Source organism: Pseudoalteromonas sp. JC28, assembly GCF_013319255.1.
Lineage (GTDB): Bacteria > Pseudomonadota > Gammaproteobacteria > Enterobacterales > Alteromonadaceae > Pseudoalteromonas.
Genome location: NZ_QOKX01000001.1, coordinates 126,900 through 141,772, shown reverse-complemented (window position 1 = coordinate 141,772; position 14,873 = coordinate 126,900). Strand labels below are relative to the sequence as shown.

Below are 14,873 nucleotides of genomic sequence, written 5' to 3'. Positions count from 1 at the left end.
AACGTTAAATCTTCTTTGGTTATTTTCGCCAGTATTCCATTGCCTCAGCAACGGTAAAGAACGAGCCAAATACCACCAATGCCTGATCGCTCGTAAGGGTATCGAGCTGAGTATCAAGTGCTGCTGTAACGCTATCGAATAAGGTGACATTGCAACTTGGGTCAAGCAAAGGTTTAAGGTTTTCCGCACGCTCTCCACGAGGCCCTGAAAGTGAAGCTAAACTCCAGCTATCTACATATTGGGTGACTTCTTTCAGCACACTGGCTTTGTCTTTATCCGCAAGCATAGCGACTAAGGCATGAATTTTAAACCCTTTTTGCTTTAGTTCTTGTAACTTAGTTGCCAAATATCTTGCAGACTCTGGATTATGAGCAACATCTGTATAGACTAGCGGCGTGGTATTGAGTCGCTGAAAGCGACCTTCCACTTGCAAATTTGCCAAACAAGTCTTCACTGCATCATAGCTAGGTAGCAACTCAAGTTTAGCTAATACCGTTAACGCTGTCGCAGCATTTTGTGCTGGAATGGCTGGTTTGTCGAAGTGCCAATCAAAATCAAGATATTGCCATCTAAACTGAGAATCTAGCGGGGTAAAATAAAAATCGCGCTTTGATAACACCATATCTGCCGCAATTTCGTCGCCATAGTCTGTAACCGTATGTGGAATATTTAAATCGCCAACGATTGCAGGCTTACCACTGCGGAAAATGCCAGCTTTGTCATAGCCTACCAGCTCTCGGGTATCACCCAGATACTCTTTATGATCTAAGTCAACAGTCGTGATAACAGAGGCAAATGGCGAGACTATATTCGTCGCATCAAAGCGCCCGCCTAAACCAACTTCAAGCAAAATATAATCAACCTTACAGCGCTTGAAAATACTTAACGCGCCAAGCGTACCAAACTCAAAATAGGTCAGCTGAGTGTCTTTGCGGGTGTCATCGAGGAATTTAAATGCATCGATATGATACTGATCTTCAAGCTCTGCCCCATTCACTCGGACACGCTCGTTGTAGCGCACTAAATGTGGTGAAGCGTAGGTGCCAACCGAAAACCCTTGTGCGAGCAACAACGACTCCAAGCACCTGGCCGTTGTGCCTTTACCATTGGTTCCACCAATTAGAATAATTTTACTGAAAGGCTCAAGTAATCCGGCTTGCTCGGCAACTTGCGCTACACGCTCAAGTCCCATTTCAATGGTGGCTGGATGAATTGCTTCTAAATAACAAAGCCAATCATCAAGGCTTGATGATTGGCTAGGCTGTTTAACCGTCATAAGTTGAGTAGCTCAATTTGAAAAATTTACGCTACTCTATGCTCTTGTTCAGTGGAAGGCAAGTCCATAAACTTCGCCAAAATACGCGCTAACGTATCGCGCATTTCACGACGGTCGACGATCATGTCAATCGCACCGTGCTCTAATAAGAACTCACTGCGCTGGAAACCATCAGGTAGAGTTTCACGTACAGTTTGTTCGATAACACGTGGACCCGCAAAACCGATAAGTGCCTTTGGCTCTGCCACATTGATATCACCAAGCATTGCCAATGATGCAGAAACACCACCCATAGTTGGATCGGTTAATACAGAGATAAATGGCAAGCCTTTATCACTCATTTTTGCCAATGCAGCACTTGTTTTTGCCATTTGCATCAATGACATAAGTGCTTCTTGCATACGTGCACCACCAGATGCAGAGAAACAGATTAACGGCATGTTATGTTCTAAACAAACGTTAACTGCATCAACAAATCTCGCACCAACAACCGACGCCATTGAACCACCCATAAAGGAAAACTCAAAAGCAACAGCAGCAACAGGAATACCCTTTACGCGGCCTTTCATTGCAACTAAAGCGTCTTTTTCACCACTTACCTTTTGCGCTTGAACGATACGATCTGAATATTTTTTAGAGTCTTTAAACTTTAATACGTCTTGTGGCTCATGCTCTGTGCCAAGCTCTTGACGATCTGCATCATCTAAAAAACTTTCAAGGCGCTTACGTGCCGTAATGCGCATGTGATGATCACACTTAGGACATACGTTTAACGACTTTTCTAATTCCGCTTTGTATAGGATTGAATCACAATCTGTACACTTTGCCCAAACCCCTTCTGGGATCTCTTTTTTACCAGAAGATTTAGTGGTTTTAGGTAAGATCTTTTCTAACCAACTCATTTGCAACTCTCTATCGTGCTTTATTCTGTTCCGTCAGTAAAGACAGACATCTTTTCCCAATTAAATCATGATTTAGCTATAGGTGATATAAAAAACTGGTCTTAAGAGTACAAGGTACTACATAAATATGACCGTTACACTAATTCCTCAGGCAAGAATAAAGGCCCAAGCGGCATCTTTTCTATTTGCCATTGTTCAGGATAGTCCACATCAACTAAATACAATCCGTTAGGTTTTGCCGTAGCACTTGCTAACGTGCGATCTTTTGCAACAAGCAGCTCCGCCATCCACTCAGGCTCTTGCTTGCCAACACCAATATCAAGTAAACAACCTGTAATATTGCGCACCATATGATGCAAAAACGCATTTGCTTTAATATCAATGACAATATATTTGCCAATGCGTTTCACCTCTAAGTGATGGATATTACGAAACGGCGTATTAGACTGACAATGTACCGCCCTGAAAGAAGTGAAATCTTGCTCCCCTATCATCACAGGGCATGCAACTTTCATTCTTTCAACATCAAGCTCGTGGTGAAAATGCGTTACGCCACTGCGTAAAATACCCGGCCTGTAGGTGTGATTATAAATAACGTAGCGGTATCGACGAGCTGTCGCAGAAAAACGAGCATGGAACTCAGGGTCGACTTCTTTAGCAAATCGTACCGCAATGTCGTCGGGAAGCTGAGAGTTCATTCCTAATGTAAAAGCGCTCATATCGCGAGCTGAATCCGTGTCAAAATGCACGAGTTGACCCGTTGCATGAACCCCTGCATCAGTGCGCCCCGCGCAAGTTATCTCAACGGGATGATTACAGATATTCGATAGCGCTTTTTCTATTTCTTCTTGGACACTGCTGACATGATTTTGCCTCTGCCAACCACTATAATTTGCACCATTATATTCAATGCCTAACGCTACTCGCATACTTTTTCTATCGCAACCCATAACAAAAACGACATTTTATGCCATTGGCGATGTGAATTAAAGCGCTTAAGCTAAGAAGTAGATGATGATACCGGCCAAACAAGGCAATTACTTTGTGTGGTCGGTATCGTTGATGTGAGTATTAAGACTCTGTAAGACTGGATTTAAGCGACTTTGCCTCAGCTTGCACAGAATCCGGACCATTCTCAATAACATCGTTGAGCGTTGATATCGCCGAATCATAATCTTGAATTTCGATATAAGCTTTCGCTAAATCTAGTTTAGCGGCAAACCCTTCATCCTCTAAATCAACATCCGTGGTATTTTCACCCGCTAATAGTTCTTCAAAATCGCCAAGCCCAACATCCATATTTGCACCGACGTAAGGTTCAACATCGCTATCAAGATCGTCGCTTTGTTCAAGTAGGTCTTCAATTTCTAAGTAGTCTTCTGTACCTTCGGCGTCCGTTGGTAGCGCTTGGGCTTCCCCTGCGACCAATTCGTCTTGTAACAAGCTATCGAAATCTACTTCAAAATCTTCTGCATTTCCGGCGTCAAAGTCACTGGGATCGTCCAGTTCGCTGAGTAGAGCATCGAAGTCTGCTTGGGTAAAGTCAGCCATAAATTCTTTTTCAATCTCGGCTTCATTGACCTCTGGTAATTCAGATTCAGTTTGTGGCTCAGAAAGTAGAGTTTCCAAGTCATCTTCATCGTTTAATTCTGGCAGCACGTCTTCGATTTCAAGCTCAGGTTCAGACTCAAGCTCATCATTTTCTGCAGCTTCGACCGGTGCTTCAGGTTCGTCTTCAAGCAAGGTCTCTTCGTCAAAATCTGCGTTTAACTCTGGCAGTTCATCTTCGATTTCAAGTTCAGGTTCAGACTCAAGCGTATCACTTTCTGCTGCTTCGACCGGTGCTTCAGGTTCGTTTTCAAGCAAAGCCTCTTCATCAAAATCTGCGTTTAATTCTGGCAGCTCGTCTTCGATTTCAARCTCAGATTCAGACTCAAGCGTATCACTTTCTGCTTCTTCGACTGGTGCTTCAGGTTCGTTTTCAAGCAAAGCCTCTTCATCAAAATCTGCGTTTAATTCTGGCAGCTCGTCTTCGATTTCAAGCTCAGATTCAGACTCAAGCGTATCACTTTCAGCTTCGTCGAGCGGCGCTTCAGATTCGTCTTCAAGCAAAGCCTCTTCATCAAAATCTGCGTTTAATTCTGGCAGCTCGTCTTCGACTTCCAGTTCAGGTTCAGGTTCAGACTCAAGCGTATCACTTTCTGCTGCTTCGATTGGCGCTTCAGGTTCGTCTTCAAGCAAGGTTTCTTCGTCAAAATCTGCGTTTAACTCCGGCAGCTCGTCTTCAACTTCCAGTTCAGGTTCAGACTCAAGCTCATCATTTTCTGCAGCTTCGACCGGTGCTTCAGGTTCGTCTTCAAGCAAGGTCTCTTCGTCAAAATCTGCGTTTAACTCTGGCAGTTCATCTTCGATTTCAAGTTCAGGTTCAGACTCAAGCGTATCACTTTCTGCTGCTTCGATTGGCGCTTCAGGTTCGTCTTCAAGCAAGGTCTCTTCGTCAAAATCTGCGTTTAACTCTGGCAGATCATCTTCGATTTCAAGTTCAGGTTCAGACTCAAGCGTATCACTTTCTGCTGCTTCGACTGGTGCTTCAGGTTCGTCTTCAAGCAAGGTTTCTTGGTCAAAATCTACAGTTAACTCCGGCAGCTCGTCTTCAACTTCCAGTTCAGGTTCAGACTCAAGCGTATTAATTTCTGCAGCTTCGACTGGTGCTTCAGGCTCATCTTCAAGCAAGGTTTCTTCGTCAAAATCTGCGTTTAACTCCGGCAGCTCGTCTTCAACTTCCAGTTCAGGTTCAGACTCAAGCGTATCACTTTCTGCTGCTTCGACTGGTGCTTCAGGTTCGTTTTCAAGCAAGGTATCTTCGTCGAAATCCGCACTAAATTCAGGCAAATCATCTTCATCAAAGCCAGAGATTTCATCGTCGAGAAGATCGTCATCAAGCCCGTCCTCTATATCAAATTGAGCGTCATTGGATAATGCTTCTGATAATGCTTTTTCGGTTTCGCTTTGCGAGTCAGTAGTTTCAAGTTCTTCGCCAAGTTCCAGCTCAGGGTAACTCTCTAGCTCTGCGCTTGGTTGCAGATCTTCTTCGTCAAGAAACTCTTCTTCTGCCAGTAAATCCACTTCGTCATTAAGTGGATCATCTCCCAGCTCAATTTCAACTTCTTCATCCGAAAAATCGTCTTCAAGTTCAGCATCCAACTCAAACTGTTCTTCGGCTTGAAGCTCCTGTAATAGCTCATCAACACTTTTTAAGTCAGGATCTTCAAATTCACTGTCTTCGTCAGCTTGAACATTCTCATCACTAAAATCTGCTTCATTGGCTAGATCGGACTGCAATGTATCTTCCATCAGTTCTTCAGATGATTCCGGAATAGCATCCTCTTCATCCAACATACCAGACAAGTGTCCTGACTCCGTTTGCTCAGACTCTGCTAAAAGCTGTTCAGATCCTAGTTCACGCTCGTCAGATACCTCTTCCAGCTTTGGTAAAGCATCTTCTGGTGCTTCATCTAATAAACCATCAAGCTCGTTATCTGCTGGCTCACCAACTTCCTCTTCAAGCTCCGGCAAAGCTTCTTCTGCCGTTTCGTCAACTAATGCATCGAGATCGTCGTCGGCCAGTTCATCAGATTCTTCTTCCAGCTCTGGCAAACCATCTTCTGCCGTTTCGTCAACTAATGTATCGAGATCGTCGTCGGCCAGTTCATCGGATTCTTCTTCCAGCTCCGGCAAAGCTTCTTCTGCCGTTTCGTCAACTAATGTATCGAGTTCAACGTCGGCCAGTTCATCAGATTCATCTTCCAGCTCTGGCAAACCATCTTCTGGTGTTTCGTCAACTAATGCATCGAGATCGTCGTCGGCCAGCTCATCAGATTCTTCTTCCAGCTCTGGCAAACCATCTTCTGGTGTTTCGTCAACTAATGCATCGAGATCGTCGTCGGCCAGTTCATCRGATTCTTCTTCCAGCTCTGGCAAAGCTTCTTCTGGTGTTTCGTCAACTAATGCATCGAGATCGTCGTCGGCCAGTTCATCAGATTCTTCTTCCAGCTCTGGCAAAGCTTCTTCTGGTGTTTCTTCAACTAATGTATCGAGTTCAACGTCGGCCAGTTCATCAGATTCATCTTCCAGTTCAGGTAACAGCTCTTCCTGTGCTTCATCCAATAAAGCATCGATATCATCACCAGCGAGATCATCTGACTCTTCTTCTAATTCCGGCAACGTATCTTCTTGTACTTCATCTAATAAAGCATCGAGTTCATCGTCGGCCTGTTCATCGGATTCTTCTTCCAGTTCAGGTAACAGCTCTTCCTGTGCTTCATCCAATAAAGCATCGATATCATCACCAGCGAGAGCATCTGACTCTTCTTCTAATTCCGGCAGCGTATCTTCTTGTGCTTCATCCAATAAAGCATCGAGTTCATCGGACTCTTCTTCCAGTTCAGGTAACGGCTCTTCCTGTACTTCATCTAATAAAGCATCGAGTTCATCACCAGCGAGATCATCGGACTCTTCTTCTAATTCCGGCAACGTATCTTCCTGTGCTTCATCCAATAAAGCATCGAGTTCATCACCAGCTAGATCGTCAGACTCTTCTTCTAATTCCGGCAACGTATCTTCTTGTGCTTCATCCAATAAAGCATCGAGTTCATCGTCGGCCTGTTCATCGGACTCTTCTTCCAGTTCAGGTAATGTATCCTCTTGTGCTTCATCCAATAAAGCATCAATATCATCACCAGCGAGAGCATCTGACTCTTCTTCTAATTCTGGCAACGTATCTTCCTGTGCTTCATCCAATAAAGCATCGATATCATCACCAGCGAGATCATCGGACTCTTCTTCTAATTCCGGCAACGTATCTTCTTGCGCTTCATCCAATAAAGCATCAATATCATCACCTGCTAGATCGTCAGACTCTTCTTCTAATTCTGGCAACGTATCTTCTTGCGCTTCATCCAATAAAGCATCGATATCATCACCAGCGAGAGCATCTGACTCTTCTTCTAATTCTGGCAACGTATCTTCCTGTGCTTCATCCAATATAGCATCGATATCATCACCATCAAGCGTATCTGGCTCTTCGTTAATTTCAGCTAACGCATCGTCTTGAACTTCATTTAATAGAGCATCAATATCATCACCCGCAAGCTCACTACTTGGTTCCTCAAAATCAGGCAGTGCATCATCGTCAGCATCTTGAGAAGCATCAAGTAGTGCATCGATATCATCAGCATCGACTAAACTCTCACTATCAAAGTTACCGCTAAATTCGGGTTCTTCATCTAGCGCCCCGTCCAGAATTGAATCGATATCATCGTCGTTTGCAACAGCATCCGCTTGCTCATCAGCAAGTTCCTCGCTCAGGGCAGCAAGCGCATCATCGCTAACATCAATTTCTTCGTCTTGAGACTCGTTGAACAAATCATCTAGATCGCTGTCACTTAAAATATCTTTGCTATCATCAACATCGAGCGAAACTTCATCATCAGCCTCCTCGAAGCTCTGTTGCATAAAGTCTTCGTCGTGATCATCACCAAACGAAATATCTTCGTTTAGTAAGCTATCCAGTTCGTCTTGATCTAACGTATCACTTCCTTCATCGAAGTCGTCATCAAGTGAGTCAAAGGTAATTTCATCGTCTTCAGGTAAGATATCGTCATCTAACTGAACGCTTGCGCCCAGTGCATCTTCATCGTCGCCCATTCCGATATCAAGTGGGTCTGGCTCAGGGTCAAATGCAGTCGCAGCGGTTGCAGCTCCCGCCACAGCGCCTGCAGCCACGGATGGTGTTTGCGGAAGAAAATCGTCATCATCTGTTGACGTCTGAGATTGCTTTCTCCGGCGTAGGAACATAACGAATCCAGCAATTGCCAGTAGTGCTGGCAATGTAGCAAGTAATGCAATGCCAGCTGGCGAGCTAAAAAATGCGCTTAACTCGCTACTTTCTTGCGCTTTTGCTTGAGCGGCTTGCTGATCAATCATTTCATTTTGCAAGTCGATAACAGCCTTTAGCTGTTGTTGGATTTCGCTGTCTTTTCCAAGCTGAGTACGAACCGTTTGAAGCTCGGTAGAAATAGCGCCGAGCTGTTGCTTTAACTTATTGTTTTCGGATAGGATTTCTTCAACATTACGCACCGAGGACTTGAACTCTTTTTGTAAGTCCATCAGCCTCATGTCCTGTTCCATCTTTAAAGAGCGCAGTTGATTAGTCAGGTCTTTTTTTGCTTCTTCAACATCGACTTTGCGAGCTTGTGTAACCTTTTTTTCAGCTTCGTTTATTGCATTTGGGTTCAATAATCCCTTACGCTTCATTTCCCAAAGTTTGTCATCTTGATCCGACTTTTGCTTTGCCAACTCAGGGTTAACACTACGAATTTCATTGATGGTAGGAATACGTAAATACGCCCCATCCTGCATATGGTTGAGGTTTTTATCTAGAAATGAATTAGGATTTTTATCATAAAGCGCCTTCATCACCTGATAAATGGTGACCGAGTCATCTGGTCGCACTTTTTGTGCTATACGCCACAATGTATCCGTGGGTCTGATAGGCCCTATTGACCGACCTTGAGCCCCATAATCAACCCCTTTAGGGCCTTTTAGCACTACCCCCTCTTGGGTATATACTGGTGTGGCAATCAGTGCGAATACAAAGATACTAAATAAGGCTAAACCGCGCATGCCGATCCTTTACTCAAATGTTTAACACCCGTTAAACGACGTTTTATTATTATGGCTTTGAAGCAAGCTCTATTCCAAATGCAAACTATAAACCAGATATGTTGGAATATCCATTGCAACGTATTGAAAGTTAACATGGTTATAATGCTTTTTACTGATTTTGGAATAGCTGATATAGGTGAAGAATAGTCAAGTATTTGACTTAACGGCAAACTTCTTGGCAGAAGTTTGCCGTCATAGTGCAGAGAAGTAAGCAAAACTTTGCTTACTTTGCGATATCAAAGGGTACCTATAGATAGCTTTCTATAAGGGCTTCTGCTATTTGAATGCTATTTGTTGCTGCACCTTTTCTGGTGTTGTCTGATACCACCCATAAGTTTAAGCCTAGTGGATGTGAAATATCTTGCCTTACACGACCCACATAAACGGTATCGTTACCACTTGCATCACTTACCGGTGTTGGGTAGTCGTTTTCGTCTTCAATTAGTTCAACACCCGGCGCATCAGCAAGTAACTGCTTAACATGTTCAAGATCATAAGGCATGCGCGTTTCAAGATGAATGGCTTCAGCATGACCAAAAAACACAGGAACGCGAACCGCAGTCGGGTTAACCAAAACACTTGAGTCGCCCAAGATTTTTTGCGTTTCCCACACCATCTTCATTTCTTCTTTGGTGTAACCATTTTCTTGGAACGCATCAATTTGAGGAATGACATTAAAAGCGATTTGTTTGCTAAACACTTCGTTTTCCATCGGTCTTGCATTCATTAAGTTTGCAGTTTGCTTAGCCAACTCATCTACCGCTTCTTTACCTGCACCAGATACCGCTTGATAAGTTGAGACATTAATTCTGTCAATGCCATAGGCATCATAAATTGGTTTAAGTGCCACTAGCATTTGGATTGTAGAGCAGTTTGGGTTAGCAATGATATTACGATTTCTAAAATCGGCAAGACTGTCTTTATTCACCTCAGGAACTACTAATGGAATATCAAAGTCGTATCTAAAATGTGAGGTGTTATCTATCACAATGCAGCCAGCGTCAGCGGCGATTGGTGCATATTTCTCCGACACGGAACCACCCGCTGAAAACAAACCGATATGGGCATTAGAAAAATCAAACTCTTCAACATCCAGAACTTCGATTTTTTCACCCATAAAGTCAATCTCTTCACCCGCGCTTCGGCTACTCGCGAGTGGGTATAATGTGTCTACAGGAAACTTTCGTTCTGCTAGTAATTCGATAATTTGCTTGCCAACAAGACCTGTTGCGCCAAGTACCGCAACATTATATTTTTGCGACATTATTTTTCCTCATTCTCTAATATACCAACCACAGCACTTAACTCTTGTGCTCAGAAAAGCCAAGTTGGTAAAGCTTTTCACTGATTGGTGAGTCATTATTGACTGCAATTGTACTAAATTCTCGACGCACGGGATATGCTTTACGCAAGGTATCAAAGCCCAATGTGCTTAGCTGTTTTCTCATGATGCCATCATCACGACGAATGTCATAAACAAGATGCGCTAAATTGATAATATCCTGCTCGTTGGCTGTGCTTTGCAATTGGCAGCCAGTGACACTTGGCTTAGGAAGAAAATCACTAATCGTTTTGCTGGCTGGTAAATCGAATTCTCGGCATACGGCTTCGTATAACATTTGCGTGCCTCGTGCCTTGCCTTCTAGCGTGTGGCCAGCAATATGTACAGATGCAAAGCGAGTATATTGCAATAATGGCTGCAAAATATTCGGCTCATTTTCCCAAACGTCTAAGATCAGCTCGAGCGCTTGCCCACCCTCTAAAGCGCGCAAAAGCGCTTGATTATCGATAACATCTCCACGGCTTGCGTTGATTATCACCGTACCCGGCTTTAATGCCGCTATCCGCGGTGCATCAAGTAGATGAACCGTTTTATGCGGGCCTTGCTTAACTAATGGAACGTGAAATGTCACGATATCCGCGCGCGCTAAGGCTTCATCTAAGGCTACATGTGAATCCAATGTCCCCGCTTGCTGCCTTACGGGGTCACACAATAATATCGTAAGACCAAGCCCTTTAAGCTTTGATGCCAAACACGCGCCAATATTACCAACACCAATGATGGCAATCGTTTTATCTTGAAGTGGCGTGGAAGTTTCTTGTGCGTATGCAAGTAGAGCGCTTATCACGTACTCGGCAACAGCTATCGCATTACAGCCTGGTGCGCTGCTGAACGAGATATTGGCGCTGGCCAACAATGAGGTATCAATATGATCAATCCCTATTGTCGCAGTCCCAACAAACTTCAGATTATCTGCTTGTGCTAACAGGGCCTCATTGACCTTAGTGACTGAGCGAGTCAACAGAATATCGACGTTTTTTAGCTCGTCAGGTTGAAGGTTACGGCCATCAAACCGTGTTACCTCACCAATTTCGCAGAAGAATGACTCAACTAAGGGCATATTTTGATCGGCTAATATTCGCATGCGGGTTTCCTGTCACCTATTGTCTCGAGTACTCAGGCGATAACACATCGCCTGAGTCGAGTTTAACATGGCAAGCTAGGCGACTAATAATAAAACCTTTTATTTTGTGTCACCGCTTTATTGCAACCAAACGCTATTGCAAAAAACATCACACAGCATACAAAAACAACCGCCCCCTTGAGACTTAACCAGCCACCTGAATCAAGCAAAGGACAAAACGTCATGGCCAACACGTTAATACAACACAATAATAAAGCCCAACGGGTATAAGCTCGGTAGCCAAGTAATGCGGCAAACAAACTGCTAAAAACATTAAAAATTACCGCTTCAGGAAAGAGGTGAAAGGCCGACAACATCGCGGCAAAGGCCAAAATAGTGACTAGATAAAAAATACTCTGCTGCATCTTGTTTCTCCTTAACATGGACAGCAATATCAACCGCTACACTAGGTCGTAGCGATAAATCCTAACTCACATAGCTACCAAGAAAATGGACTGCATTTGCTACTCCTTAGCAATTCTTAAAAGCACCATTTCGTGGCTATGCTTAACCCAATTGTAGAAACATTAGCGTGTATTTCAATGCAAATCCGACATGAAGTTTTGGCAATTATAATGCACAGATAACGAACTTCTCTGAAAGAAATTTCATGTGCATTTTCGTCATATTGCACTACGTTCATTACACTTAAATATCGATCAGTAATTAATAGCGTTGAAAATTCTCTCAGGTTATAGCTGGGGTGTAATCAATAACTTTTAAATTACTGACATGAGAAGCATGACTCATTTAACACTCAGATTCAGTACAAAACGTAAATAATATGTCACAACAAGGCATCAACTAATTCGCATAGAGGGTATGAAGACGCTTGAAATATCAGCGTTAACCAGCTAGTCTAACTGGGTGGTCAGACCTCTTATAAGGAAGAACAACATGACACTTATATTTGTTCTCGCGTTGTTAGCCTTGCTCAGCGCAGCAAGCTATCATCGCGCAAGCTGGAATACCGCTCTAGGTATTGCAGCAGTTACAATGCTAGTTGGCACCTTTGCTGGTGCATTTGGCATTATCTCTTGGTTAATTTTCTTAGCGATTGTTATTCCGCTTTCAGTAACGAACCTGCGTCAGCAGTACATCGTGGCTCCAGCATTTAAAGCGTTCAAAAAAGTTACGCCGACAATGTCAGAAACCGAAAAGTCAGCGATTGATGCAGGTACAACTTGGTGGGAAGCCGATCTATTTTGTGGTAACCCAAACTGGGATAAACTTCATCAGTTTCCTAAGCCACGCTTGAGCGTTGAAGAGCAAGCGTTTTTGGATGGTCCGGTGGAAGAAGTGTGTGCCATGCTTAACGATTGGGAAGCAACGCACGAACTGACTGACTTACCGAAAGACGTGTGGCAATACTTAAAAGACAACAAGTTCTTTGCGATGATCATCAAAAAGCAATACGGCGGTCTTGAGTTTTCAGCTTACGCGCAATCTTGTGTACTACAAAAGCTTACCAGTAAATCAACTTTACTTTCGTCTATCGTGGGCGTACCTAACTCGTTAGGCCCAGGCGAACTACTTCAGCACTACGGTACTGACGAGCAAAAGGAACACTACTTACCTCGTCTAGCAGTGGGTGATGAAATCCCTTGTTTTGCATTAACGTCACCAGAAGCGGGCTCTGATGCTTCATCTATCCCTGACTTTGGTGTGGTATGTAAAGGCGAATGGGAAGGTGAAGAAGTATTAGGTATTAGCCTAACGTGGAACAAACGCTATATTACTTTAGCACCTGTTGCGACTGTACTTGGTCTGGCGTTTAAGATGCGCGACCCGGACGGTCTATTAGGTGATAAAGAAGAGTTAGGTATTACTTGTGCGCTTATTCCTACAAACACGCCAGGCGTAAAAATTGGCCGACGTCATTTCCCACTGAATGTGCCATTCCAAAATGGCCCTACCCAAGGCGAAAACGTGTTTGTACCACTCGATTTCATTATCGGTGGCGCAAAAATGGCAGGACAAGGCTGGCGCATGCTGGTTGAGTGTTTGTCGGTTGGTCGTGTTATTACGCTACCTTCAAACTCTGCCGGTGGTATTAAATCCCTTGCAGTTGCAAGTGGCGCATACAGCCGCATTCGTCGCCAGTTCAAACTGCCTATCGGTAAGATGGAAGGGATTGAAGAGGCACTAGCGAAACTGGGTGGCTATGCGTATAGCTCTGATGCTGCGGTGACTATGTCAACTGGCGCGGTAGATTTAGGTGAAAAACCTTCGGTTGTTTCTGCCATTTTGAAGTACCACTTAACCGAACAAATGCGTGCTTCAACCATCCATGCCATGGATATTCATGGTGGTAAAGGGATTTGTCTAGGTCCAAACAACTACGTTGGCCGTGGTTACCAAGGTGCACCAATTGCAATTACGGTAGAAGGTGCAAACATCCTAACCCGTAACATGATCATCTACGGTCAAGGCGCTATTCGCTGCCATCCTTTTGTACTGGCTGAACTTGAAGCTTGTTCTATCAAAGATAAACAAGAAGCGCTTGATAGCTTCGATAAATCCTTGATGGGTCACATCGGTTTCACTATGTCGAACTTGGTAAGAACTAAGTGGTTAGCGCTAACCGGTGCACGTTTCACCAAAGTACCATTTAACGATGAAACCGCTGTTTATTATCGTAATGCTGCTCGTTACAGTGCATCATTGGCATTAATGTCTGATATTTGTATGGCTGTATTTGGTGGTTCACTGAAGCGTAAAGAGCGTATTTCTGCACGTTTGGGCGACTTATTAAGCTACCTTTATCTGGTTTCTGCAACGCTTAAGCGCTATAACGATGAAGGTCGTCGTAAAGAAGACTTACCTTTTGTGCAATGGTCTTGTCAGGAGCACCTGTACCTTTGTCAACGTGCCCTTGCTGACTTAATCAACAACATGCCTTCTGCTGCATTACGTGGTTTGTTGAAAGTGGTACTGTTCCCATTTGGTCGTCCGGTTCGTAAACCAACCGACAAAATGGAGCACAAACTTGCTCAGCTACTTCAAGTACCTAGCGAAACGCGTGACCGCCTTGCAACACACATCTACTTAAAAGATGAGCCTCTGTGCTTGCTTGGTAAGCAAGAGCAAACGCTAAAAGACATTCTTGCCGTAGAGCCGTTATTTGAAAAGGTATGCCGTGGTACTGGTAAAAAGTTACCGTTTATGCAACTTGATAAAGTAGCAGCAATGGGGCTTGAAGCAGGTGTACTGAGCGAAGACGAAGCAGCTAAATTGACTGCCGTTGAAGCAAAACGTCTTGCCGTTATCAACGTTGATGACTTTGACCCTGAAGAGTTACTTGCCGGTAAAGCAAGAACGAAGGAATCAAGTAAAGCAGACGCAGCATAACTATTTTTGTTTAGGTAGTGTGATCCATACTACCATAGCAATTAGCGTGGATATAAAGGTCAGAATTTTCTGACCTTTTTTCTTGGCAGATTATACCAATTTGACTTAATACTTGCTCAATTTGAAGGAATAAATCTGACGCTAACAGCGTTA

8 protein-coding genes are annotated in these 14,873 nt (G+C 43.8%); 1 reads left to right on the top strand and 7 read right to left on the bottom strand.

Annotation, left to right across the window (positions count from 1 at the left end; genetic code table 11):
- Positions 1-19 precede the first annotated feature (19 nt).
- The 7 genes from folC to DS891_RS00445 all read right to left on the bottom strand — a co-directional run bounded on the left by folC (position 20) and on the right by DS891_RS00445 (position 11,734).
- Positions 20-1,276, bottom strand: a complete 1,257-nt coding sequence (gene folC / locus DS891_RS00475; RefSeq protein ID WP_102056437.1) for a bifunctional tetrahydrofolate synthase/dihydrofolate synthase — start codon at positions 1,274-1,276, stop codon at positions 20-22.
- A 26-nt stretch (positions 1,277-1,302) separates the two neighbouring features.
- Positions 1,303-2,178, bottom strand: a complete 876-nt coding sequence (accD, locus tag DS891_RS00470; RefSeq protein ID WP_010606271.1) for an acetyl-CoA carboxylase, carboxyltransferase subunit beta — start codon at positions 2,176-2,178, stop codon at positions 1,303-1,305.
- A gap of 134 nt (positions 2,179-2,312) precedes the next feature.
- Positions 2,313-3,107, bottom strand: a complete 795-nt coding sequence (gene truA / locus DS891_RS00465) for a tRNA pseudouridine(38-40) synthase TruA (protein WP_010606270.1) — start codon at positions 3,105-3,107, stop codon at positions 2,313-2,315.
- Between the two features lie 142 nt (positions 3,108-3,249).
- On the bottom strand, positions 3,250-8,862 hold the full coding sequence (locus tag DS891_RS00460) for a FimV/HubP family polar landmark protein (protein WP_174168516.1): 5,613 nt from the start codon (positions 8,860-8,862) through the stop codon (positions 3,250-3,252).
- 289 nt (positions 8,863-9,151) lie between these two features.
- Positions 9,152-10,168: an aspartate-semialdehyde dehydrogenase gene (locus tag DS891_RS00455; RefSeq protein WP_010606268.1), complete on the bottom strand. Its 1,017-nt coding sequence runs from the start codon at positions 10,166-10,168 to the stop codon at positions 9,152-9,154.
- Positions 10,169-10,205: 37 nt separating this feature from the next.
- Positions 10,206-11,330 carry a 4-phosphoerythronate dehydrogenase gene (locus DS891_RS00450; protein ID WP_174168515.1) on the bottom strand — a complete coding sequence of 375 codons (1,125 nt, stop codon included), beginning with the start codon at positions 11,328-11,330 and terminating at the stop codon, positions 10,206-10,208.
- Positions 11,331-11,413: 83 nt separating this feature from the next.
- On the bottom strand, positions 11,414-11,734 hold the full coding sequence (locus tag DS891_RS00445) for a DUF6419 family natural product biosynthesis protein (RefSeq protein ID WP_010606266.1): 321 nt from the start codon (positions 11,732-11,734) through the stop codon (positions 11,414-11,416).
- A 532-nt stretch (positions 11,735-12,266) separates the two neighbouring features.
- Here DS891_RS00445 and fadE point away from each other — a divergent pair.
- Complete coding sequence (gene fadE, locus DS891_RS00440; protein ID WP_174168514.1) at positions 12,267-14,720, top strand: acyl-CoA dehydrogenase FadE; 2,454 nt, start codon at positions 12,267-12,269, stop codon at positions 14,718-14,720.
- The last annotated feature ends 153 nt before the right edge of the window (positions 14,721-14,873 follow it).